The organism is Qipengyuania huizhouensis (assembly GCF_019711635.1).
In the GTDB taxonomy this organism is placed as follows: domain Bacteria; phylum Pseudomonadota; class Alphaproteobacteria; order Sphingomonadales; family Sphingomonadaceae; genus Qipengyuania; species Qipengyuania huizhouensis.
Map to the genome: position 1 here is coordinate 209,142 of NZ_JAIGNT010000001.1, position 20,864 is coordinate 230,005.

Annotated in this window: 20 protein-coding genes and 1 tRNA gene; 14 read left to right on the plus strand and 7 right to left on the minus strand. The window is 60.3% G+C overall.

Annotation, left to right across the window (positions count from 1 at the left end; genetic code table 11):
• The first annotated feature begins 2 nt into the window (after nt 1–2).
• The 7 genes from K3180_RS01010 to K3180_RS01040 all read left to right on the plus strand — a co-directional run bounded on the left by K3180_RS01010 (nt 3) and on the right by K3180_RS01040 (nt 5,533).
• The gene (locus K3180_RS01010; RefSeq protein WP_221537796.1) at nt 3–1,553 is read left to right on the plus strand and encodes a hypothetical protein; all 1,551 of its coding nucleotides are present in this window, start codon (nt 3–5) and stop codon (nt 1,551–1,553) included.
• Between the two features lie 9 nt (nt 1,554–1,562).
• Nucleotides 1,563–2,273, plus strand: coding sequence for a hypothetical protein (locus K3180_RS01015; RefSeq protein WP_221537797.1), 711 nt, complete (start codon nt 1,563–1,565; stop codon nt 2,271–2,273).
• A 97-nt stretch (nt 2,274–2,370) separates the two neighbouring features.
• A complete protein-coding gene (locus K3180_RS01020) occupies nt 2,371–2,742 on the plus strand; it encodes a hypothetical protein (protein WP_221537798.1) in 372 nt (123 codons plus the stop codon).
• Complete coding sequence (locus K3180_RS12940; protein WP_345719405.1) at nt 2,739–3,329, plus strand: lysozyme; 591 nt, start codon at nt 2,739–2,741, stop codon at nt 3,327–3,329. The genes K3180_RS01020 and K3180_RS12940 overlap by 4 nt, the downstream gene beginning before the upstream one ends.
• Nucleotides 3,329–3,733 carry a hypothetical protein gene (locus tag K3180_RS01030; protein WP_221537799.1) on the plus strand — a complete coding sequence of 135 codons (405 nt, stop codon included), beginning with the start codon at nt 3,329–3,331 and terminating at the stop codon, nt 3,731–3,733. Before K3180_RS12940 ends, K3180_RS01030 begins: the two co-directional genes overlap by 1 nt.
• 76 nt (nt 3,734–3,809) lie before the next feature.
• Nucleotides 3,810–4,166, plus strand: a complete 357-nt coding sequence (locus K3180_RS01035; RefSeq protein WP_221537800.1) for a hypothetical protein — start codon at nt 3,810–3,812, stop codon at nt 4,164–4,166.
• 611 nt (nt 4,167–4,777) lie between these two features.
• Nucleotides 4,778–5,533: a DUF5131 family protein gene (locus K3180_RS01040; protein WP_221537801.1), complete on the plus strand. Its 756-nt coding sequence runs from the start codon at nt 4,778–4,780 to the stop codon at nt 5,531–5,533.
• Here the strand turns inward: K3180_RS01040 and tcmP are convergent.
• Together tcmP and K3180_RS01050 are read right to left on the minus strand one after the other, a co-directional pair.
• A complete protein-coding gene (gene tcmP / locus K3180_RS01045; RefSeq protein ID WP_221537802.1) occupies nt 5,490–6,416 on the minus strand; it encodes a three-Cys-motif partner protein TcmP in 927 nt (308 codons plus the stop codon). The two genes, K3180_RS01040 and tcmP, sit on opposite strands and share 44 nt — an antisense overlap.
• Nucleotides 6,417–6,711: 295 nt before the next feature.
• Nucleotides 6,712–8,001: an adenylosuccinate synthase gene (locus K3180_RS01050; protein WP_221537803.1), complete on the minus strand. Its 1,290-nt coding sequence runs from the start codon at nt 7,999–8,001 to the stop codon at nt 6,712–6,714.
• 307 nt (nt 8,002–8,308) lie between these two features.
• On the opposite strand from K3180_RS01050, the gene trhO reads away from it, so the two are divergent.
• Both trhO and K3180_RS01060 read left to right on the plus strand, forming a co-directional pair.
• Nucleotides 8,309–9,253, plus strand: coding sequence for an oxygen-dependent tRNA uridine(34) hydroxylase TrhO (gene trhO / locus K3180_RS01055; protein ID WP_221537804.1), 945 nt, complete (start codon nt 8,309–8,311; stop codon nt 9,251–9,253).
• Nucleotides 9,225–9,851 (plus strand): glutathione S-transferase, encoded by a 627-nt coding sequence (locus tag K3180_RS01060; RefSeq protein WP_247710212.1) that lies wholly within the window; start codon nt 9,225–9,227, stop codon nt 9,849–9,851. The genes trhO and K3180_RS01060 overlap by 29 nt, the downstream gene beginning before the upstream one ends.
• Here the strand turns inward: K3180_RS01060 and K3180_RS01065 are convergent.
• The 3 genes from K3180_RS01065 to K3180_RS01075 form a co-directional block, all read right to left on the minus strand.
• A complete protein-coding gene (locus K3180_RS01065; RefSeq protein ID WP_221537805.1) occupies nt 9,848–10,960 on the minus strand; it encodes an ATP phosphoribosyltransferase regulatory subunit in 1,113 nt (370 codons plus the stop codon). The two genes, K3180_RS01060 and K3180_RS01065, sit on opposite strands and share 4 nt — an antisense overlap.
• 28 nt (nt 10,961–10,988) lie before the next feature.
• The gene (serA, locus tag K3180_RS01070) at nt 10,989–12,572 is read right to left on the minus strand and encodes a phosphoglycerate dehydrogenase (protein WP_221537806.1); all 1,584 of its coding nucleotides are present in this window, start codon (nt 12,570–12,572) and stop codon (nt 10,989–10,991) included.
• A gap of 136 nt (nt 12,573–12,708) precedes the next feature.
• Nucleotides 12,709–13,866 carry a phosphoserine transaminase gene (locus K3180_RS01075; protein WP_221537807.1) on the minus strand — a complete coding sequence of 386 codons (1,158 nt, stop codon included), beginning with the start codon at nt 13,864–13,866 and terminating at the stop codon, nt 12,709–12,711.
• 253 nt (nt 13,867–14,119) lie between these two features.
• Here K3180_RS01075 and K3180_RS01080 point away from each other — a divergent pair, with 253 nt between their 5' ends.
• Nucleotides 14,120–15,292: a glycosyltransferase family 4 protein gene (locus tag K3180_RS01080; RefSeq protein ID WP_221537808.1), complete on the plus strand. Its 1,173-nt coding sequence runs from the start codon at nt 14,120–14,122 to the stop codon at nt 15,290–15,292.
• A gap of 5 nt (nt 15,293–15,297) precedes the next feature.
• On the opposite strand, the gene K3180_RS01085 is transcribed toward K3180_RS01080, so the two are convergent.
• On the minus strand, nt 15,298–15,720 hold the full coding sequence (locus tag K3180_RS01085; RefSeq protein WP_221537809.1) for a hypothetical protein: 423 nt from the start codon (nt 15,718–15,720) through the stop codon (nt 15,298–15,300).
• Nucleotides 15,721–15,815: 95 nt separating this feature from the next.
• Here K3180_RS01085 and K3180_RS01090 point away from each other — a divergent pair, with 95 nt between their 5' ends.
• Nucleotides 15,816–17,132 carry a replication-associated recombination protein A gene (locus K3180_RS01090; RefSeq protein ID WP_221537810.1) on the plus strand — a complete coding sequence of 439 codons (1,317 nt, stop codon included), beginning with the start codon at nt 15,816–15,818 and terminating at the stop codon, nt 17,130–17,132.
• The gene (locus K3180_RS01095) at nt 17,125–18,000 is read left to right on the plus strand and encodes a DUF2267 domain-containing protein (RefSeq protein WP_221537811.1); all 876 of its coding nucleotides are present in this window, start codon (nt 17,125–17,127) and stop codon (nt 17,998–18,000) included. The genes K3180_RS01090 and K3180_RS01095 overlap by 8 nt, the downstream gene beginning before the upstream one ends.
• On the opposite strand, the gene K3180_RS01100 is transcribed toward K3180_RS01095, so the two are convergent.
• A complete protein-coding gene (locus tag K3180_RS01100) occupies nt 17,997–18,938 on the minus strand; it encodes a glutaminase (protein ID WP_221537812.1) in 942 nt (313 codons plus the stop codon). The genes K3180_RS01095 and K3180_RS01100 overlap by 4 nt on opposite strands.
• A 91-nt stretch (nt 18,939–19,029) precedes the next feature.
• Between K3180_RS01100 and K3180_RS01105 the strand changes: the two genes are divergently transcribed.
• Nucleotides 19,030–19,105 (plus strand) — tRNA-Thr (locus tag K3180_RS01105).
• A 55-nt stretch (nt 19,106–19,160) separates the two neighbouring features.
• Nucleotides 19,161–20,843: a BCCT family transporter gene (locus K3180_RS01110; RefSeq protein ID WP_221537813.1), complete on the plus strand. Its 1,683-nt coding sequence runs from the start codon at nt 19,161–19,163 to the stop codon at nt 20,841–20,843.
• Nucleotides 20,844–20,864 lie beyond the last annotated feature (21 nt).

The following is a 20,864-nucleotide window of genomic DNA, read 5'->3' on the forward strand; positions in this document are numbered from 1 at the left end:
TGATGGCCGATTTCGCAATTCGCATCAACGGTGAGCCTATTCGCGTGAACCTGGGCAATTCCACCGAAATCTCGACCCGCGCGGCCAATAAGGCCATCGCTGCACAAGCAGGCGCCGAAGCTGCACGCGACGATGCGCTGGCTGCGAACTACGCGGACCTGAGCACCCCCGACGCATTCGACTTCACCATTCAAGATGAGAGCGGCGAAGCCGTTGCGGGTGTCCGCACATCGGACAAGGCCTTCGTCGCGAAGAAGGGGGCCTTCGATGCCGTAGAGACGGGAAGCATCCTGTTAAACGGTGAACCATTCATCACCAATCCCGAGGACCTTCTGTCCGGCGACTTCCGCTACAACCTGGAATTACTGCCGATCTACGGCCAGTCGCTGTCCTTGGGGGCAAAGTCGACGCCGAATATCACGACGGAGCAGATATATGATAGCGTGATGTTTCAGGGTGGGCTTTCCACTACCCATCCCGACAATGCCCTGTCGTTCTACGCCGCGCTGGTCCCTGCCGTTGCTGCGACCCCTGCCGACAGCAGCGTTTATGGTGAAGTTCCGGTGTTGGGCGCTGCCGATATGGTCAAGGAACGCATCAGTAGCGTTTCAGGACTAAGCTACACCGATCAGAATTTCCGCCTGCTTCTCAACGCCCCCGGCGAGGGAGGTCTGGCGATCGAGGATTTGGACAATCCCTCAACCTATTACAGCCAGTTCACTTCCGCGATTACAGCCGGATATAGCCGCGCGCAAGCGAACAACGAAACCTTCGGATGCCGCGCCATGCTGCTGGTCCACGGCGAGCAGGACAATTCGGACGGAACGCCGGTTGCGACGGTAAAAACCGAGATCGAGACGCTGCGCAGCGATCTGGAAGCCCATATTCAGGCTACCACCGGACAGGCGGACACGCTGCAAATTATCTCAAACCAGACCCAGCGATACTTCAACACCACCGGACGGGGGCCGTTCTGGCAGCAAGCCGTGCTGGAATTGCAGCAGGACGATCCGAACTTCCATGTTGCCTGCCCGATGTATCAATTCCAATACGCCGATACGGTCCATCTCACCGCCGAGAGTTCGCGATGGATGGGGGCCTATCTCGGGCTTTGCTATTCGAGGGTTGTGTTGTTCGGTGAAGAATGGTCGCCGGTGCGCCCGCTTTCTTCGGTGAGGCAAGGGCAAATCCTTGAGGTCAAGTTCCACGTCCCTGCAAAACCATTGGTCATAGATACGGTTAGGGTGCCGAGCGTTGCCAATAACGGTTTTACCCTGTTCGGGGCGGACGGAGTTACCCCCATCACGATCAACTCCGTCGAAGTAAGTAACCCCGATACCGTCCGCATTATAGCGGCCTCGACGATTCCGGCAGGGGCTGTGCTGAAATACGCGATCGACAATGGGGATGGCGGGACGCTGTCCTGCGGTCCAACCGGCCCGCGCGGCAATTTGCGCGACAGCCAGGGCGATCAAATCGTGTTCGATCCGAACGGGACCGCCAACCCGCTCCACAACTGGTGCCTCATGGTGCCTTCTTTCGTCATCTCTTGAGGGGTTGTCATGTCACTAGCAATCGTCGTTCCCGATGTAGATTTTTCCGCAGCATCCATCGCGTCGAAGTTCCCCTTTTCCGCCGATATAAGAGGTTACTGGCTGTTCGGCACGGACGCGCTCGCAAGTCAGGAGAATCTGGTTACGGGCGAGGCGGATTCCTTTACCGGCTCCCCTACATTCACCAGCAACAGCGCCAATCTCGGAGCGCCCGCAGGGCTGGCCACCGGCATTCAATTCGATGGCCCCTACACTATGGTCTATGTAGGCACTCTGCCGATTGTGGCGGGTCAAGTCGCTGCCCTGATGGGTTTCTACCCGACCGCAGGTGGGACAGGCATCGAAGCCATATTCAATTACGATGCTTCAATTCGGCACACCAACGCCGGATCGACAAGCGGGACACTTTCGCGGACGCTGGCGAGCGACGGCACCATGTCGGGAGTTCGCGCCGTAATCGCCACATTTGATCTGGAAACTTGCGCCCTGCATGTGAAGGATGGGAACAATCTGCTTTCGGTTACCTTCCCTCGCGCAGGGTCGAACATCCAACCCTACCCCATGCTGGTCGGGGGGCGCACCTCCGACACTCTGACGGCAGGCTTCGATGCGAACGCTGCAATGGTTTTCGATCGCGCCCTCACGCTTTCGGAGATTGAGGGTGAGATTTTGCCATATCTCATCTCCGCTATGGCTAACCGGGGGGTGACGCTGGCATGACCCGTCTCGCCATCATCCTCACCATCGGCGCTCTGGCGATAGGCGCGGTGCGTCTGGAGCATGACCTACGCAAAGCCTTTGCGGGGTGGGCATGGTGATGGAGAACTTTCTCAACATTGCAGGAACGGCAACGGCGGTCACTACCGGCGGCGGTGTCGGTTACTTCTTCGTCCGGTGGTTATTCGAATACCTCGGGGGTCGCATGGATAAAAAGGCGGATCGCATCGACGCCGGAATGGATAAGCTGATTGCGCGGATGGAGACCCAGATAGAGGGGTTGATTGCGCGGGGGGCTGATCTCGAAAAGAGGCTGGAGAAGGTCGAGGGCGATCTTGCCGAGTGCAAGCACAAGCACGCGGAAAGCGAAGCGGAAGTCGCTCGGCTGAAAGCGGCAATGCAGGGCTATGGCGAGGCGCGGGAAAAGGCGCAGTTGATCCTTGCTTCTGAACGGCGGGAGCAGAAGAAGTGAACCGCAAACCCATATTCGACGCCGTTCGCTCCATGCTTGGCCGTGGCTTCACACAGTCCGAAGTCGAGCAGCTTGACGACGCGATCGACGAAGCACTCGGCATCATCGTGGTCCGCGCTCCGAAGAAGAAGGGTCGCCAGATCAATGCGGCGGGCGAGCGGCTGATTAAATCCTTTGAAGGGCTCGAATTAGAAGCATACCCCGACCCCGCCACAGGCGGAAAGCCTTACACCGTGGGCCGGGGCGCAACGCTCGACATGGACGGCAAGCCGTTTGAACTTGGCCAGCGCATCACCATAGGGCAGGCCGAGCGGCTATTCGACAAAGACACTGACCGCTTTGAAGCTGCCGTTGAAAAGCTGGCACCGGTGGCGACCGACAACCAGTTCGCGGCGCTCGTGAGTTTGGCTTTCAACGTGGGCGATGCGAACCTTGCCAAGTCCACGCTACTCAAACTGCACAACGCTGGCGACTACGCAGGCGCAGCCGAGCAATTCGGGCGCTGGATATATGCAAACGGTCGCCCGATGAAAGGGCTGGTGCGCCGCCGTGCCGCCGAGGCTGAATTGTATCGGAAGGCGGATTGATGAAGATGCGCCACCTCGTAAGCACCTGGGCGCTCGTATGCGTAGCCGTTGCCACTGCCGCGCTCATCTTCTTCGCCTACGACAAGACAGAACACCTATCCGCGCCCGATTGGTGCGCAAGGGCAGGATGGGCGGCAAAGCAGGGCGATAGGCCAGAGAGCGCCATACAGGGCTGCTTTGGCCTCATGTCCAAGCAGATCGACGCGCTGGCCATAGATAGCCACATTGCGCACGGAACCATTGCCCTCGCCCTCTTGGTGCTGGTTGTGATCGTGCTTGCCGGTGGGCGGCTATCGTTTCGCGGTGGCAAGGATGGCGTCGATCTCAATATCTCTCGCAATGAAGCTGCCGAGCGGGTGGCTGACGCTGCCGATGAGGAAGCCGACCGGATCAAAGGCGGATGATCCGCCCGCGCGACACCGGGCTTCTCGTGTTCGGTGTGCTGATGTTCCTGGCTGGAATTTGGATAGGAGTGACAGGATGATCTGGACAGCACTTGCCGCCGTATCAAGCGTGGCGAAGCGCATCCCCTGGCAGGTCTGGGCGATCCTCGGGATCCTGCTCACCGCGTGGATATTTGGCAACCACCGCTATTCTCAGGGCGTGGACGACGAACGGGACCGATGGGAGGCGGAGCAGGAAGCGGCGAAAGACAAGGCCGACAAGGCCACGCTCGACGCGGGCGAAAAGCGCGCGATCGATACCATCCGCAACACCGAAGCCGAAAGGGCACGAGATGAAGCAACTGCTACTGGTGGCCGCATTGGCCGTGACTGTGAGCGCCTGCGACAAGCCGGGACCGACATCAGTTCCATTGCCGCCTGCGCAGGACGTTGAAGGCGCGACGGAACCGAAGCCTGTTCCGCCCGTCGATATTGTCGAAAGTGAAGCTGCCAGCCTAGCCTACGACAATGCGCTCGAGGCATGGGGCGAACGTGTCCGGGCTGCGGGCGTTCGCGTCTGCGAATGGCTGAATGGTGCGTCGAATGTTGCAGACTACAAGTGCGAGCGGTCGCCTGACAACTAACCCCACCGGCGCAGATACATTTCTACTGCCTGACGTAGCTCCAGCCAGTGAGCTCGCTCGTTTGGGTTGAACTCGGGGAATTCCTTCACTCTTTCGAACGCGGCGTGCATTCGGGTGAATTCGTCGCTGGCAAGACGCTGCTTTGAAGCTTTGTCTGGGAGGCTCATGCGCGGATCTTCTGCGCTTCTTCGTCAGGCATCCAATCAGTCCTTGGTTTTGACCAGGTGCCGACACCTAACTGGATGCCAGATTTTCCGCAATCGGCGGCCCTATCCCGCGGGACTGCGTGGCGGAGTGACCGGTCAAATTTGCGGAAAATATCGGCTCAGTGCGATGCGAAGGATGATTTGCAGTCCTCTGTCGAAAAGCAGGGATTCTCAAGGCGACTCGGCAATGCTATGCCGAGCGAAAGAGGGACGATATGGCACAGCAATCGACAATCGAATGGACTGACCTGACCTGGAATCCAGTGGTGGGTTGCTCGATCGCCAGTTCCGGATGCACCAATTGCTACGCCATGCGAATGGCAGCACGCCTTCAAGCTATGGGCAGCCCCAAGTATGAAGGTCTTACCAGGAAGACCAAGAGGGGCGCGGTCTGGACCGATAAGGTTCGCTGTGACGAGGCGTCACTCGAGATCCCGCTGAGCTGGAAGAAGCCGCGCCGGGTCTTTGTAAATTCGATGTCCGACCTGTTTCATCCCGACGTGCCTCTGACCTTTGTCGAGCGCATCTGGAAGGTGATGGGAGCCACTCCCCAGCACAACTATCAGATCCTCACGAAGCGTCCCGATCGAATGGCGGCCGCCCTGCAGGAAATAGCCAAAGTGCCCTTGCCGAATGTCTGGCTGGGTACCAGCGTCGAAGGTCCGAAGGTCATAGATAGAATCGATGATCTTCGAAGGACGCCGGCAGCTATTCGCTTTATCTCGTTCGAACCTCTGATTGCGCGGCTACCTTCCCTCGATCTAGCGGGGATCGATTGGGCTATCGTGGGCGGTGAGAGCGGCCCTCGTGCGCGGCCCATGAAAGAAGAATGGGTCGAGGAAATCTTGGACCAGTGCCTTAGCGACGGCACCGCATTCTTCTTCAAGCAATGGGGCGGCGTGAACAAGAAGAAGACTGGCCGTCTTCTCAATGGCCGAACGTACGACGAGATGCCGGAGTATAGTTTTTGAGGACGTGCTTCACGCCCTTCTCGATAAGGTGGATGGCGCGCGGGTTGTTCGACATACAGTAGAGCTCGAAGAAGTCGTTTCCGTTGACCAAGAGCGGCAGGGGTTTGGAGACGTAGCAGAATATGCTTCCGAACCTCTCTCGAGCGAAAGCCGCGATCTCATCGCCCTTTGCTAATCGTATCTTGTCCTTCGAATTCGTGCCGCCGAAGAAATCTCCTTGCGCGGGCTGCGCGGCGTAGAACCTCTCATCCCAGTCCGCGCAACCGAATATTCGCTCCAGACTTCCCCTCTTCGTATGATCGAGCGCGCTGTGCTTGTGCGGAAGCTGTTGAATGGTGGCGGCCCGCGGAAACAGATACCAAACATCCACCCTCTTTGTTGCGGCCAGAACCTCCAGTGTCTCGAAGCTCACGCTCATCCCGAACGGATCTAGAAAGACGACGGCTCTCTGCTTCGACTTGGTTGGTCCATCGCTCCATGGTCGACTTCCGAACAGATCGCGAAGGCCAGTATTTGCGTCGCCAGGATAGATCGTGATGTTTTGGTCGAACTCGGTCCTCAATTTCGCCAATTGAGCCTGACGGCCTTTGTGGGCTTCCGCGAACCAATAGTGGGTGAAGGGTGGATTTATCCGGAGGGCCTTGCGTGCGCTGCCGTCGAGAACCTCTTCGCCCTCCTCGATCGGCTGCGCTTCGAGTAACCCGCCTTTGATCACCTTCGCGTGGCGATCGCCAGTGCCGGCAAAGGCGTCAATGTACCAGGTCTCGAATCCCATGTTCTTGAGAGCGCCCTGGTAGAACTGGAGGTAGTCGGTGACAGCATCGAGCTTGATCTCGGTCCACGGACCACCGAACTCGTTCTTCGCTCTCTTTGCACCCGGCACTGAATTCCCCCTGTTGGAGGAAATGTCATCGAAAATGCCGCTAGAGGCAATGTTATCAGTAGCCCGGCGGGGGATAATCCAGATATTTCAACAGCGGGCAGCTGATCGACTTCCGTACAAACCTCGTACAAGGCACTCAGCGCCGCCTCTGATTATGCCAGCATTCTTCGCTGCTTAGGACAATTGCAAAGCACCCTTCACACGGGTGGGGTCGCAAGTTCAATCCTTGCCGCGCCCACCATCTTCTGCAGTCCAAAGCCTTGATCGATAGTGCTCTGCCGACGCCCGGCGGAATTCAATCCATGAACGGATCGCGCATCAGGATGGTGTCGTCGCGCTCCGGGCTGGTTGAGACCAGGGCAACCGGCGTTTCGATCAGTTCCTGGATTCGCTGCACGTATTTCACCGCATTGGCAGGCAGGTCGGCAAAGCTGCGCGCGCCTGCGGTGCTTTCGCTCCAGCCGTCCATCGTCTCGTAGATCGGCTCGACAGCGGCCTGGTCGGCAGCGTGGCTGGGAAAGTAATCGTAAACGTTGCTGCGCAGGCGGTAGCCGGTGCAGATCTTCACCTCATCCAGCCCATCCAGAACGTCGATCTTGGTCAGCGCGATGCCGGTCACCCCGCTGATCGCGCAGCTCTGACGCACGATAACCGCATCGAACCATCCAACGCGGCGCTGGCGTCCGGTAACTGTGCCGAATTCATGGCCGCGTTCGCCGAGACGCTGCCCGATGTCGTCTTCCAGTTCGGTCGGAAAGGGACCGCTGCCGACGCGGGTCGTGTAAGCCTTGACTATGCCGAGCACATAACCCGTCGAATTGGGGCCGAGCCCGCTTCCGGCTGCAGCCGTGCCGCTCACCGTGTTCGAACTGGTGACGAAGGGATAAGTCCCGTGATCGATGTCGAGGAGCACGCCCTGTGCGCCCTCGAACAGAATCTTCGCACCGGCTTTGCGGACTTTCTTGAGCCGCTTCCAGACCGGCTGGGCATATTGCAGCACGAAGCCGGCAATTTCCCGCAATTCGGAGAGGAGCTGTTCACGATCGACCGGCGGCTGATCAAAGCCTGCGCGCAGGGCATCGTGATGCGCGCAGAGACGATCGAGCTGCGGCTCAAGGTCATCCAGATGCGCAAGGTCACAGACGCGGATCGCACGGCGGCCGACCTTGTCTTCGTAGGCGGGCCCGATCCCGCGCCCGGTTGTGCCGATCTTGCCCGAACCCGCTGCCGTTTCCCGCAGCCCGTCGAGGTCGCGGTGAATGGGCAGAATGAGCGGGCAATTGTCCGCTACCGCAAGGTTATCGGCGGTGATCCTTACGCCCTGCCCTTCCAGCTTTTCGACTTCGGCTTTCAGCGCCCAGGGATCGAGCACCACGCCATTGCCGATGATCGACAGCGTGCCCGAAACAATTCCCGAAGGCAGCAACGAAAGCTTGTAGGTTGTTCCGTCGATTACCAGCGTGTGGCCGGCGTTGTGACCGCCCTGGAAGCGGACCACGGCATCGGCGCGGCTGGCAAGCCAGTCGACGATCTTGCCCTTGCCCTCATCGCCCCATTGGGCACCGATCACGGTTACGTTGGCCATTGATAAGTCTCTTCCCCTGCCGGGGTGATCCGCAAGGTCCTTCGACAGGACTCGACCTTGGGACGGTATAGGGCGGGCTATGGCCCGCGATGCGGGGCGGCCCCTAGAGCGTGGTGAGCAAGCGAGTCAAGCGTTGGCCGCCTAATCGTCGTCAGGTTGCGTCTCGCCCCTCCATTCTCCCTTCCAATCAGGGGAACATTTCGCCGATATGGGTGAGCTGAAAGGTGGGATGAGACGCGGCTTCGGCCGAATTCAAGACTGACAATCGGGGGTGCGGCATGATGGATTCACTGCTATCGGCGCCGCCGTGATCGACCATCGCCCCATCCGTATCGCCGCGCTCTATCATTTCACGCGGTTCGAGGATCCCTCTGCCCTGCGCGAGGGGCTGTTCGACTGCGCCGAAAGGAATGGCGTTCGTGGCACGCTGCTGCTGGCGAACGAGGGCATCAACGGCACGATTGCGGGTAGCGATGCAGGGATCGGGGAGGTTCTCGACCATATTCGAACATTGCCCGGTTGCGACAATCTCGAATGGAAGGAATCACGCGCTGCCGAGATGCCCTTTCATCGCACCAAGGTGCGTCTGAAACGGGAGATCGTGACCATGGGCCAGCCCGATCTGGACCCACTGCAAGGTGTCGGCACCTATGTCGATCCGCAAGACTGGAACACGCTGATTTCGGATCCCGGCACCATCCTGATCGACACGCGCAATGATTACGAAGTTGCGATCGGTACTTTTGAGGGCGCCATCGATCCGGCGACCAAAAGCTTCCGTGAATTTCCCGAATGGTTTCGCGAGCGCAGGGCCGACTTCGAGGCCGAAGGGCGCAAACCGAAAATCGCAATGTTCTGCACCGGCGGCATCCGCTGCGAAAAATCGACCGCTTTCTTGAAATCGGAAGGTCTGGACGAGGTCTATCACCTCAAGGGCGGCATCCTGAAATATCTGGAAGAAGTGCCCGAAGCCCAAAGCCGCTGGCAGGGTGAATGCTTCGTGTTCGACGAGCGCGTGAGTGTAAAACATGGTCTCGAGGTGGGGTCACACAGCCTGTGCCGCGCCTGCCGCCGTCCGCTGAACGAGACAGACCTTGCGCATGAGCACTATGTCGAGGGTGTTTCCTGTCATCGATGCTATCCGGAGCGCAGCGAAGAGCAACGCGCTCGATATGCGGAACGTCAGCGCCAGGCGAAACTGGCCGAGGCTCGCGGCGAGGAGCATGTCGGACGCAAGACAGACGATGGGTAAGGCGGTACTCTATTCCTTCAGGCGCTGCCCCTATGCAATGCGTGCCCGAATGGCGCTGGCAGTTAGCGGGACTGAGTATGAACACCGCGAAGTCGTGTTGCGCGACAAGCCTCCGCAGATGCTCGAAGCATCGCCTAAAGGAACCGTGCCGGTATTCGTGACAGCAGAAGGCGACGTCCTGGAAGAAAGTATCGACCTCATGCGCTGGGCTCTCAATCGATGTGATCCCGAAGGCTGGCTGGACCGCGATGATCCCGAATTGGTCACGGCAAATGACGGACCTTTCAAGCACCATCTCGATCGGTACAAATATTCCACGCGGTACCACGAGGTCGATCCGGAGGAACATGGCTCGGCAGCCGTGAGGCACCTGCGGGTTCTCGACGATCGTCTTGCGGATTCGCCCTACCTTTGCGGCGAGAGGCGCGGGTTCGCCGACATCGCCATATTCCCGTTCGTTCGCCAGTTCGCGAATGCCGACCGGGATTGGTTCGATGCGCAAGACTTGCCCAAGGTGCGGCATTGGCTCGACGAACTGGTAAGTTCGGAACTGTTTGCCGGTATCATGGCCAAGCACGACCGGTGGGTTGCCGACTAAAGCCCGATGGGCGTGCCATCCTTGAGGATGTGGGAACAACCCAGACGCACCGCATCATCCTCTTCATCGATGGCCGCGACGGTTCTCCATCCTTCGCTGCGCAGGCGTGCGGCGGCGTCTCGATCATGTTCCAGCGGCAGGAACACTGTTTCACGGCTCTTTTCCGAACCTGTACCGAGCGTTTCGAGCAAGGGCTCCATATACAGGGAAAAGCCGGTGGCCGCCTCCTCGCTACCCTTGATGGCATAGGTCCCGCCCCGGCCCAGGGCTGCCCGCGCGCCCTTCGCATGCAAAGTGAATCCGAACCAGCTCTGATATTCGAATCCATGCCGCTCGGAAGGATCGAGCGTCAGGCGCACACGGCTTCCCAGCGTATCGGCTACGTTACGCAAACCTGAAATCCGCGTGGCAAGTGCACCGCCCGCATCGAGTGCGGCCAGCTTTTCTATCGCCTCGTCGAAGGGGCCAGTAGCATAGAGCAAGGGGAGATAATCCGCGCCGCCTGCCGCCTTGAGCGCGCCAGCGTCTTTCATGTCGAGCTCGCGCCGAACCGCCTCGCGCTTGTCTGCGTCGAGCGGCAGCGCCTTGTCCGCCAGCGTATCGACGAGATCCGGAAGCGTGAAGTCGACCGAAAGGCCGGTAACGCCCGCAGCCTCCAGCGCATCGAGCGCCACTGTCACCGCCTCGATCGCCGCGGATACATTGTCGCTCCCGATCAATTCGGCACCCAGTTGCAGCCGCTGGCGAGCCGGATCGAGTTGGTCCGCCCTCAAAAGCGCCACATCCCCCGCATAGCAAAGCCTGAGCGGGCGCGGCGCATCGGCGAGCCCGGTCGCAGCGATCCGCCCGACCTGAACCGTCATGTCCGCTCGCAAGGCCAGGGTACGCAGGCTTTCCGGATCGGTGAAACGGACCATACGGCGCGTGGCCACACCTTCCATCCGGCCAGCCAGAGAGCGCTCGAACTCTATCAAGGGCGGGCGAACGCGGTCATATCCATGACTGTCCATCACCCGGAGGATTTCGCGCATCGCACGCGTGATGATGGCGGAACGCCCGGGAAGCGCGTCTTCGAGGCCGATGGGCAGGAGATCGTCGAGCTGGTTCATTGCGCGGCGTCCCCTGCCCTATCGCGGATCAGAATTCCAGCGGCATGACGGTCTTTACGCCTTCGAGGGCGCAGGCTTTCTTGACTACGCCATCCGGGATCGGCTGGTCGACGCTGAGCAGCAGGATAGCTTCGCCACCAGCAGACCGTCGGCCAAGGTTGAAGGTGCCGATGTTGATACCGTTCTCGCCAAGCAACGATCCGATACGACCGATGAAACCCGGCGCGTCTTCGTTGACGATATAGAGCATGTGCCCATCGAGTTCGGCCTCGATCCGGACGCCGAAGATTTCGGTCAGGCGCGGTGCGTCGGAACCGAACAGCGTGCCTGCCACAGATCGGTCACCTGCGTCGGTTCCCACGGTTACCCGGAGCAGAGTATTGTAGGCGCCTTCTTTCTCGTGGCGGATCGAACGGATATCGAGCCCTCTTTCCTTGGCGAGGTAGGGCGCGTTGACCATGTTCACCGTGTCCGAATATTGGCGCATCAGCCCCGCCAGGACTGCACCTTCGATAGGTTTTCCGGAAAGCTCGGCCGCAGCGCCTTCCCGCTCGATATTGATTTTGGTGAGGTTGCCGTGGGCCAGTTGCCCCACGAGGCTGCCGAGGTTTTCGGCAAGCTTCATATAGGGGCGCAGCTTTGGCGCTTCCTCTGCCGAGAGGCTGGGCATATTGAGCGCGTTCGTCACCCCGCCATTGACGAGATAGTCGGCCAGCTGTTCGGCCACCTGCAGCGCGACGTTGACCTGCGCTTCGGTGGTGCTGGCGCCGAGGTGCGGCGTGCAGATGAAATTGGGCTTGCCGAACAGCGGGCTGTCTTTTGCCGGTTCGGTCTGGAACACGTCGAGTGCCGCGCCTGCAACCTGTCCGCTATCGAGCGCCTCGGCGAGAGCTTCCTCGTCGATCAACCCGCCGCGCGCGCAATTGACGATGCGCACGCCCCGCTTGGTCTTGGCGAGGTTTTCCTTCGAGAGGATGTTGCGCGTTTCGTCGGTCAAAGGCGTGTGAAGCGTGATGAAATCGGCACGCGCAAGCAGCGTGTCGAGATCGACCTTCTCCACCCCGATTTCCAGCGCGCGCTCCGCAGTCAGGAAGGGATCGAAAGCGACCACCTTCATCTTGAGTCCCTGAGCGCGGGCCGCGACGATAGAGCCGATATTGCCCGCGCCGATCAAGCCAAGCGTCTTGCCGGTGACTTCCACGCCCATGAAGTCGTTCTTCGGCCATTCGCCTGCCTGCGTGCGGCGGTCGGCGGCGGGAATCTGCCGGGCGAGCGCCATAATCATAGCGATGGCATGTTCGGCAGTGGTGATCGAATTGCCGAACGGCGTGTTCATCACCACCACGCCCTTGCCGCTGGCATAGGGAATATCGACATTGTCCACGCCTATGCCGGCACGGCCGATGACCTTGAGATTGGTCGCCGCGTCGAGAATTTCGGCGGTGACCTTGGTGGCGCTGCGAATGGCTAGACCATCGTATTCGCCGATCACGGCCTTCAGTTCATCGGGGGTCATGCCCGGCTTCACATCGACGTTGCAGCCACGCTCTTCGAAGATGCGCGCTGCGTTCGGGTCCATCTTGTCGCTGATGAGGACTTTGGGTTTGGTCATTGGATTACTCCGGAACTCTGAAAACCGTTCGCCCTGAGCCTGTCGAAGGGTCGCACTTCACTTTTGGCGGATCGCTTAAGAAGAACGACGGGGCTTCGACAGGGTCAGCCTGAACGGGAAATTGTTTACGGGCGCGTTAGCCGTTCTTGACCTGCTCGTAGGCCCACTCGATCCATGGCAGGAGACGCTTCAAGTCCTCCTGCTCGACCGTGCCGCCGCACCAGATGCGCAGAGACGGCGGGGCATCGCGATATCCGTTGAAGTCGTAGCCGACATCGCGCTCCTCCAGCAGCTTGACGATCTTCTTCGGTACGCCCGCCTTACCCTCTTCGGACAGGCTGTCGTACCAGTCACCCTGGAAGACGAAGCACACGCCGGTGTTGGTCTGCTTTGCCGGGTCGGAGACCATGTTGCGCAACCAAGGCGTCGCCTCGATCCAGTCCTTGACGATCTGCGCATTAGCATCGGCACGCTCGAACATGGCCTTGCGGCCACCAAGCGCCTGCGCCCATTCGAGCGCGTCGATGTAATCCTCTGTCGCCACCATAGAGGGCGTGTTGATCGTGGCGCCCTCGAAAATGCCGGTATTGATCTTGCCGCCCTTCTTCAGGCGGAATAGCTTGGGCAGCGGCCATTCGGGGTCGTATTCCTCGATCCGCTGCACCGCCTTGGGACTGAGGATCAGCATGCCATGCTGGGCCTCCGAACCCATGACCTTCTGCCAGCTGTAGGTCGTGGCATCGAGCTTCGCCCAATCCATCTCCATTGCGAAGACGGCGCTGGTGGCGTCGTTGATGGTCACGCCTTCGCGGCCTTCGGCCAGCCAGTCCGTATTCGGGATTTTCGCGCCCGAAGTGGTGCCGTTCCAGGTGAAGACGACGTCGTTGTCCTGCGGGATCGACGCGAGGTCGGGGATTTCGCCATAATCGGCGTCGAGCGTGGTCAATTTCGGCAGCTTGAGCTGCTTGACCGCGTCCTGGATCCAGACATTGCCGAAGCTTTCCCATGCCGCGACCGTGGCCGGACGGTCGGGGCGCAACATCGTCCACATGGCGCATTCCAGCGCGCCGGTGTCCGAGGCCGGCATGATGCCGACGAGGTAATCCTCGGGCACGCCGAGCATCTCTTTCGACAGGTCGATGGCGTATTTCAGCCGCGACTTGCCAAGAGCGCTGCGATGCGAGCGTCCGAGCGATTCGGTTTTGAGATTTGCGGCGGACCAGCCCTTGTGCTTGGCGGTCGGACCCGACGAAAAAAATGGGCGCTCGGGTTTGAGCGTCGGTTCGGCAGTCATGTATTCTCTCCTTCCAGAGAGCTCGCGCGGCGTTGGGACCGCGTGGCCCGCCGGCGGCAATAAAGTTGCCCGGGTTCAAGTCAATGCGAAATAGGTATGCGCCGCCCAAGTGGATGTTCGTGGGATCGGTCCGTGAAACGCGCTCTCGTTCCGGAGCGGCGCGCAGAGTGCAAGAGGGCGATAACCTCAGCCATCACAACGAAGTGTTCTACCCACTCGCCAAACGCCGCGCCTTTTCCTATGGCCGCGCGCGATGGATGTTACCGATCTTCGCATCGCGCTTTTCAGCGGGAACTACAATTATACCCGTGACGGTGCGAATCAGGCGCTCAATCGCCTTGCGGATTACCTGCTCAGGCAGGGAGCGGCGCTGAGGGTCTATTCTCCTGTCGTGGAGAAGCCCGACTTCAAACCGACCGGCGACCTCGTCGGGGTGCCCAATGTGCGCATGCCGGTAAAGGGACGGGGCGAATATCGCCTTCCTCTGGGTCTTGACGAGAAAGCCCGCCGCGATCTTGCGGCATTCGCGCCGAACCTGATTCACATTGCCTCACCGGACCCCACCGGTCACGCAGCGCTCAAATGGGCCCGCAAGCAGGACGTGCCAGTCCTCGCCAGCGTGCACACCCGGTTCGAAACCTATCCGCGATATTACGGCCTTGCGTTCCTCGAACCAGCCGTGGAGGCATTGCTCCGCCGCTTCTACAATCGCTGCGATGCGCTGGTCGCACCTTCGCAAAGCCAGATCGATGAGCTGAAATCGCAAGGCATGCATCACGACATCACGATCTGGTCCCGCGGCGTCGACCGCGAGGTTTTCGACCCTTCCAGACGTGACATGAAATGGCGCCGCGCCAACGGGCTGGATGACGACGATGTCGCCATCGTATTTCTGGGACGGTTGGTGATGGAGAAGGGTCTCGACGTATTCGCCGATGCCATCGTCGAACTTCGCAAGCGGCAGGTACCGCATAAAGTGCTCGTGATCGGCGACGGGCCGGCTCGCAGCTGGTTCGAGAAAGCTCTACCGGGAGGAACCTTCGTCGGATTCCAGACGGGAAGGAACCTCGGACGTGCGCTCGCCAGCGGAGACATCTTCTTCAATCCCTCGATCACCGAAACATTCGGCAATGTTACTCTGGAAGCGATGGCGTGCGGGTTGCCGGTCGTAGCGGCGGGGGCAACTGGCGCCGCCAGCCTGGTCAAGGATGGAAAAACCGGGCGACTCGTTCCGCCGAGCAAGACGGATGCCTTTTCAAAAGGTTGTGCAGAGGCCCTTGCCCCCTATTGCACCGACGATGCCTTGCGCCTCGCCCATGGTAGGGCAGGCGAAATAGCCGCGCGCGCCTATAGCTGGGACGCGATCAACCAGGCGGTGGTCGACACCTATCTAAGGTTGCTCGGCCAACGCTCGGCCGCCCGCTAGCTGGCTCAGCGCAACACGCCTTCCGACCTCATCCGGAACGCATACCAGGTCAGGAACAGAGTGGTGGCCCAGATAGCGATCGGCAGGCCGAGACCGGCCATATCGGCGGGGAGTTCGGTCAGCATCCGCTGGTAAATCGTGGTACCGACGAGGCCTACCAGAGCGACCAGCATCGCGGTTACGGCATGACGCGAACGTAGCAGGATCAGGATCGAACCGGCCAGCGCGCCCCATACACCCAAAGCCCATAGGGCATCTGCCCAAGCGGGAAATTCGGTGACGTAGGCGATCGCCTCGTCTGACATCCCGTAGCCTTCGAGCATGCCGAGCTGCGTGCTCGTATAACTCCAGCAGCCGACCGCGTTCCACAGCAGCGTGAGGATCCCCACTACCCACAAGTGCCACGGCGTTTTGGTTTCCACGTTCATTTCGCAAGCCTCCCCATCAACCCGCATCACGGAAGAGCTATAGTCCATTGTTCGGCGATGGCAAAATGCCGAAGCACACCCTAAGTCGCTTCACCATGGCCGACCTATTCGCCAACGATCCGCCCCAGACACCACGCACAGAAATTCTGCGCGAGGATGCGCCACTCGCCGACCGGCTCCGACCCACCAGCCTCGACGAAGTTATCGGGCAGGATCACCTAACCGGCCCGGATGGCGCGATCGGACGCATGGTCGCTGCGGGCCGCCTGTCGAGCATGATCCTGTGGGGTCCCCCCGGCACAGGCAAGACCACCATCGCACGGCTGTTGGCAGACAGCGTAGGAATGCGCTTCGAAAGCGTGTCTGCCGTCTTTAGCGGAGTAGCCGATCTGAAGAAGGCCTTCGCAGCTGCGGACAAGGCCGCCGAAGCGGGCCAGCGCACTTTGCTGTTCGTGGACGAAATCCACCGCTTCAACCGGGCCCAGCAGGACGGTTTCCTGCCGTTTGTCGAGCGCGGAACGGTGACGCTGGTCGGTGCGACCACCGAAAACCCGAGCTTCGCGCTCAACGCCGCACTTCTCAGCCGCGCGCAGGTGCTGATCCTTCAGAGGCTGGACCGCAAGGCATTGGGGCATTTGCTTGGACGGGCCGAGGAGCTCGAAGGGCCCCTCCCCCTCACCGCCGAGGCCCGCGATGCGTTGATTGCCAGCGCCGACGGTGACGGTCGCTTCCTGCTCAACCAGGCCGAAACGCTGTACAATGCCAAGATCGAGGAGCAGCTCGATCCCGCCGCGCTCGGCAAGTTCCTGCAACGGCGCGTGGCGGTCTATGACAAGGACCGCGAGGGGCATTACAACCTCATCTCCGCCTTGCACAAAGCTGTCCGGGGAAGCGACGTGCAGGCCAGTCTCTATTACCTCGCGCGCATGCTTACTGCAGGTGAAGAACCGCGCTTTCTGGCACGCCGGCTCGTCCGTATGGCGGTGGAAGACATCGGCATGGCCGATCCGCAGGCGCTGGTCCAATGCATGGCGGCCAAGGACGCTTATGAATTCCTGGGCAGCCCCGAGGGAGAACTCGCCCTGGTCCAGGCCTGCACCTATCTCGCCACGGCGCCCAAATCCAATGCGGTCTACAAGGCGCAGAAAGCGTCTTACAAGTCCGCGAAGGAAACGGGCAGCCTGATGCCGCCGCAAAATATCCTCAATGCGCCCACCAAGCTGATGAAGGATATCGGCTACGGCTCGGGCTACAGCTACGATCACGACGCCGAGGATGGATTTTCCGGTCATAATTACTGGCCCGAGGAAATGGAGCCTCAACGCTATTACGAACCGGTCGAACGCGGTTTCGAGCGCGAAGTGACGAAGCGGTTGGAATATTGGGACAAGCTTCGGCGCGAACGTGAATAGCCGCTTTCGCCATTTCATCGCCATCGACTGGTCTGGTGCAAAGGGCCCGCGACAAAAGGGTATCGCTTTGGCCATCGCCGATGCCGAAGGTGGGCCCCCTGTATTGGTGAGGCATCACTGGTCCCGAGAGGATGTGCTCTATGTCCTGCGCGAGCGGCTTCCAGCCGATACGCTGGTCGGACTCGATCTCGGGATCGCTTTGCCGCATGCCGATTGCGGAGCCTACTTCCCCGGCTGGGCCCACTCTCCCCCAGACGGACCTTCGCTTTGGGCGCTCATCGATCACATTGCAGGTGAAGAAGCGAATCTGGGCGCCAATGCTTTTGTCGCTCACCCGGACTTGCGCCCTTATTTTCGGAATGGGGCCGAAACCGGTTCTCGGTTCGGTTGCGATGGCGCCAGTCATGGTCGTGGCCGTTTCCGCGTTACCGAGCAGGCACAGGCGGCAATGGGCTGCAAACCCTATTCGAACTTCAATCTCGTGGGCGCGGCACAAGTGGGCAAGTCGAGCCTGACAGGGATGAGGATGCTCCACCGGCTCCGCGACCACCTCCCCGTCTGGCCAATCGATCCGCTACCGCCGAAGGGTTCCGTACTGGTCGAAATCTATACCAGCCTTGCCGCCCTGGAGGCTGGAAGGCGCCCGTCCAGCGCGAAGATGCGAAGCTACGATGAATTGAACGAGGCGCTGGCAGTACTCGGCTCGCCGCCCGTTTCCGGCACCGGCCCGGTCGACGATCACACCACCGACGCGCTGCTCACCGCTGCGTGGTTGCGCCGGGTTGCGCACGAGCCGCACCGATGGAATCCGCCCGGGCTCACCGGCGATATCGCGCGCACAGAAGGGTGGACCTTCGGCGCTCTCTAAGGCTCGGTCCATTGCCCGCTGAAGATCGACCAGCCGGTCTTGAGCGCGATCGAGGCCAAGGCCTTGGCACCCAGAAGGCTGGTTCCCGCCCGGTTCAGTCCGGGAGACCATACCGCGATGGCGGCCCTGCCCGGTACGCTGGCGAGAATCCCGCCGCCGACTCCGGATTTTCCCGGAAACCCAACCTCGAAAGCGAATTGTCCCGAATTGTCGTAATGTCCGCACATGAGCATCAGCGCATTGATGCGGCGCGCACGGCTTGCGCTGCACATCCGCTGGCCCGTGACGGGATCGGTCCCGTCAACCGCAAGGAATAGGGCGCTTTCCGCCAGTTGGCGGCAGCTCATCGAAAGAGCGCACTGGCGGAAATATACCGACAGGACGTCCTCCACCGGATTTATCAGGCGTCCGAAGTCGGCAAGAAACCAGGCAAGGCTGCGGTTCCGCGACCCGGTCTCGCTTTCGCTTCGCGCCACTTCCGGATCGAAGGAGATCGTGTCGTCTCGCCCCATTCGCCGCAAGCGGCCAAGCAGGTCCTCCACTGCCTCGTCCGGCGTACGGGTGTCGATGAAACGATCGGTGGTAACGATGGCGCCCGAGTTGATGAAGGGATTGCGCGGAATGCCTTTTTCCCGCTCCAGCTGGACGATCGAATTGAAGGCATCCCCGGATGGCTCCCGACCCACCACGTCCCACAGCGCCGCCCCTTGTCTCTCCAGCGCAAGAGCCAGTGCGAAGACCTTGGAGATGGACTGGATCGAGAAAGCTTCGTCTGCATCGCCGGCGCAAAAGACCTCGCCCTCTTTGGTGGCAAGCGCGATGCCGAATTTCTTGGGATCGACCGACGCAAGCGCCGGGATATATCGGGCAGGATTACCGCTCCCCCGCTCGTCGGCCAGTTCTTCCCATGTTTGCGTAACGATTGCGCCCAGGTCCATGGCATGGCCGATAGGCGTGCGTGCGATGTGACGCAATCGGACTGGACGCGAGAATGATTTTGCGCCAGAGGCGCGCCCTGCTTTGCGATGTGCCGGCTTAGCTCAGTTGGTAGAGCAGTTGATTTGTAATCATCAGGTCAGGGGTTCGACTCCTCTAGCCGGCACCACGCGCACCAGCCTCGCTGAATTTGCATCCCTTGGCCGCTTCCCTATGAATGGGGAATGGCTTCGAAAACTGACAATGACATGGCACCACCACTGGTGGAACTGCCCATAATCACCCACGACCGTGGATTTTACGATGGGTTCAGCCGCGCGGTAACCATCCCTTCGAAGATCATTGTTTCGTTGCTGATCATGTGGGCGATCTTCTTCCCCGTCAGTGCCAATGCAACCTTGTCAGCTGCCAATTCCAGCATAATCTCAAGTTTTTCAGGCTGGTACGTCTATCTGGTCGCTGCACTGATGGCCGTCTGCTTCCTTCTTGCCCTCTGGCCGAGTGCAGGCCGGCTCAAGATCGGCACGGAAGACGAGGCGCCCGAATTCAACCGCTTCTCCTGGTTTGCAATGTTATTCGGTGCCGGGATCGGCATCGGTATGCTGACCTATTCGACCGGGGAACCGCTAGCGCATTTCACCAACAATCCCGAGATCATCCGCGGTTCTATCGAAGCCCAGTCCGCGGAGGCGGTACGTCCGGCCTATATCTATACCTTCCTCCATTGGGGTTTCGCCGCATGGGGCAGCTATGCGCTCGTGGGGCTGGCGATCGGCTACGTCGCCTATCGGCGAAACCTGCCTCTGACCATTCGTTCGGCGCTTGCCCCGCTGTTCGGGCTTCGCTTGTCCGGTCTGTCCGGCCATCTGATCGACATCGTCGCGGTGGTGGCAACGATACTGGGTGTGGCGGTGACGATGGGTCTCGGCGTTGAGCAATTCATTGCCGGACTCGCCAGGCTTGGTCTGGGGGACTGGCTACTCGACACCGATGGATCGTCTTCCGCGGCGGCAGTAGTTGTGGCTCTGGTAATCCTTGTAGGGGCCTCGACATTGAGTGCCCTTTCGGGAGTCGGCCGCGGGATCAAGTGGCTGTCGAACCTGAATCTGGGGCTGTCTTTCGCACTTCTTGCACTTTTCGCCATCGTTGGCTCGGGAATGTTGGCTCTGAAACTCCTGGGTGTGGGCTTATGGGACTATTTCCGGACACTGATACCGAATTCCCTGACCCTGTTTTCGGGCGGCAGCGAGACCGGCGATGCGCTGGTTCAGTGGCAACTCGACTGGTCGGTCTTCTATTGGGCCTGGTGGATCGCATTCGCACCGTTTGTGGGCATGTTTATCGCCCGTATTTCTCGTGGGAGAACGATCCGCGAGTATGTTCTCGGGGTGGTACTGGTTCCCTCGTTGATGTGCTTCCTCTGGATGGTGCTGGCCGGAGGCACGGCCATCGACCTCGAGCTAAGCGGAGCCGCCGGTGGCGCTATCGTGAACTCCGGCATTTCGGACCAGCTATTCGCGACGCTGTCCGTGCTTCTGTCCCCTCCGGTTTTCTCGGTCGTGTCGGGTCTCGTCGTGATCCTTTTGATGACCTACCTTATCACCTCGACAGATAGTGCCATACTGATCGTCAACACGATCAACGGTGCAGGTGAAACCGAGGGTCAGCGCCGCCGTCATATCCTGTTCTGGGGTGTGGCTCTGGCGTTTGTTGTCGGTTCGATGCTGATTCTAGGCGGGATCGACGCCATCCGGATAACGATGATCATCGGGGCCCTGCCCTTCTCGTTCGTCGTTGCCCTGATGGCTGTATCGATCGTGAAGGCGGTCGTGTTCGACCTGAGGCGGGAGCGCCATGGCGTGCCCACCACTGCCGCCGACTGCGCCGAATGGACCGGGGCGAAATAGTCGCAGCCCGGGCAGGATATT

What these genes read in the sequence shown, in the direction of transcription:
- K3180_RS01010 (WP_221537796.1), top strand. Translation starts at nt 3, where the DNA reads ATGGCCGATTTCGCAATTCGCATCAACGGTGAGCCTATTCGCGTGAAC.
- K3180_RS01015 (WP_221537797.1), top strand. Translation starts at nt 1,563, where the DNA reads ATGTCACTAGCAATCGTCGTTCCCGATGTAGATTTTTCCGCAGCATCC.
- K3180_RS01020 (WP_221537798.1), top strand. Translation starts at nt 2,371, where the DNA reads ATGGAGAACTTTCTCAACATTGCAGGAACGGCAACGGCGGTCACTACC.
- K3180_RS01030 (WP_221537799.1), top strand. Translation starts at nt 3,329, where the DNA reads ATGAAGATGCGCCACCTCGTAAGCACCTGGGCGCTCGTATGCGTAGCC.
- K3180_RS01035 (WP_221537800.1), top strand. Translation starts at nt 3,810, where the DNA reads ATGATCTGGACAGCACTTGCCGCCGTATCAAGCGTGGCGAAGCGCATC.
- K3180_RS01040 (WP_221537801.1), top strand. Translation starts at nt 4,778, where the DNA reads ATGGCACAGCAATCGACAATCGAATGGACTGACCTGACCTGGAATCCA.
- K3180_RS01050 (WP_221537803.1), bottom strand. Translation starts at nt 8,001, where the DNA reads ATGGCCAACGTAACCGTGATCGGTGCCCAATGGGGCGATGAGGGCAAG.
- K3180_RS01060 (WP_247710212.1), top strand. Translation starts at nt 9,225, where the DNA reads ATGTCGGACGCAAGACAGACGATGGGTAAGGCGGTACTCTATTCCTTC.
- K3180_RS01065 (WP_221537805.1), bottom strand. Translation starts at nt 10,960, where the DNA reads ATGAACCAGCTCGACGATCTCCTGCCCATCGGCCTCGAAGACGCGCTT.
- serA (WP_221537806.1), bottom strand. Translation starts at nt 12,572, where the DNA reads ATGACCAAACCCAAAGTCCTCATCAGCGACAAGATGGACCCGAACGCA.
- K3180_RS01075 (WP_221537807.1), bottom strand. Translation starts at nt 13,866, where the DNA reads ATGACTGCCGAACCGACGCTCAAACCCGAGCGCCCATTTTTTTCGTCG.
- K3180_RS01080 (WP_221537808.1), top strand. Translation starts at nt 14,120, where the DNA reads ATGGATGTTACCGATCTTCGCATCGCGCTTTTCAGCGGGAACTACAAT.
- K3180_RS01085 (WP_221537809.1), bottom strand. Translation starts at nt 15,720, where the DNA reads ATGAACGTGGAAACCAAAACGCCGTGGCACTTGTGGGTAGTGGGGATC.
- K3180_RS01090 (WP_221537810.1), top strand. Translation starts at nt 15,816, where the DNA reads ATGGCCGACCTATTCGCCAACGATCCGCCCCAGACACCACGCACAGAA.
- K3180_RS01100 (WP_221537812.1), bottom strand. Translation starts at nt 18,938, where the DNA reads ATGGACCTGGGCGCAATCGTTACGCAAACATGGGAAGAACTGGCCGAC.
- K3180_RS01110 (WP_221537813.1), top strand. Translation starts at nt 19,161, where the DNA reads ATGGCTTCGAAAACTGACAATGACATGGCACCACCACTGGTGGAACTG.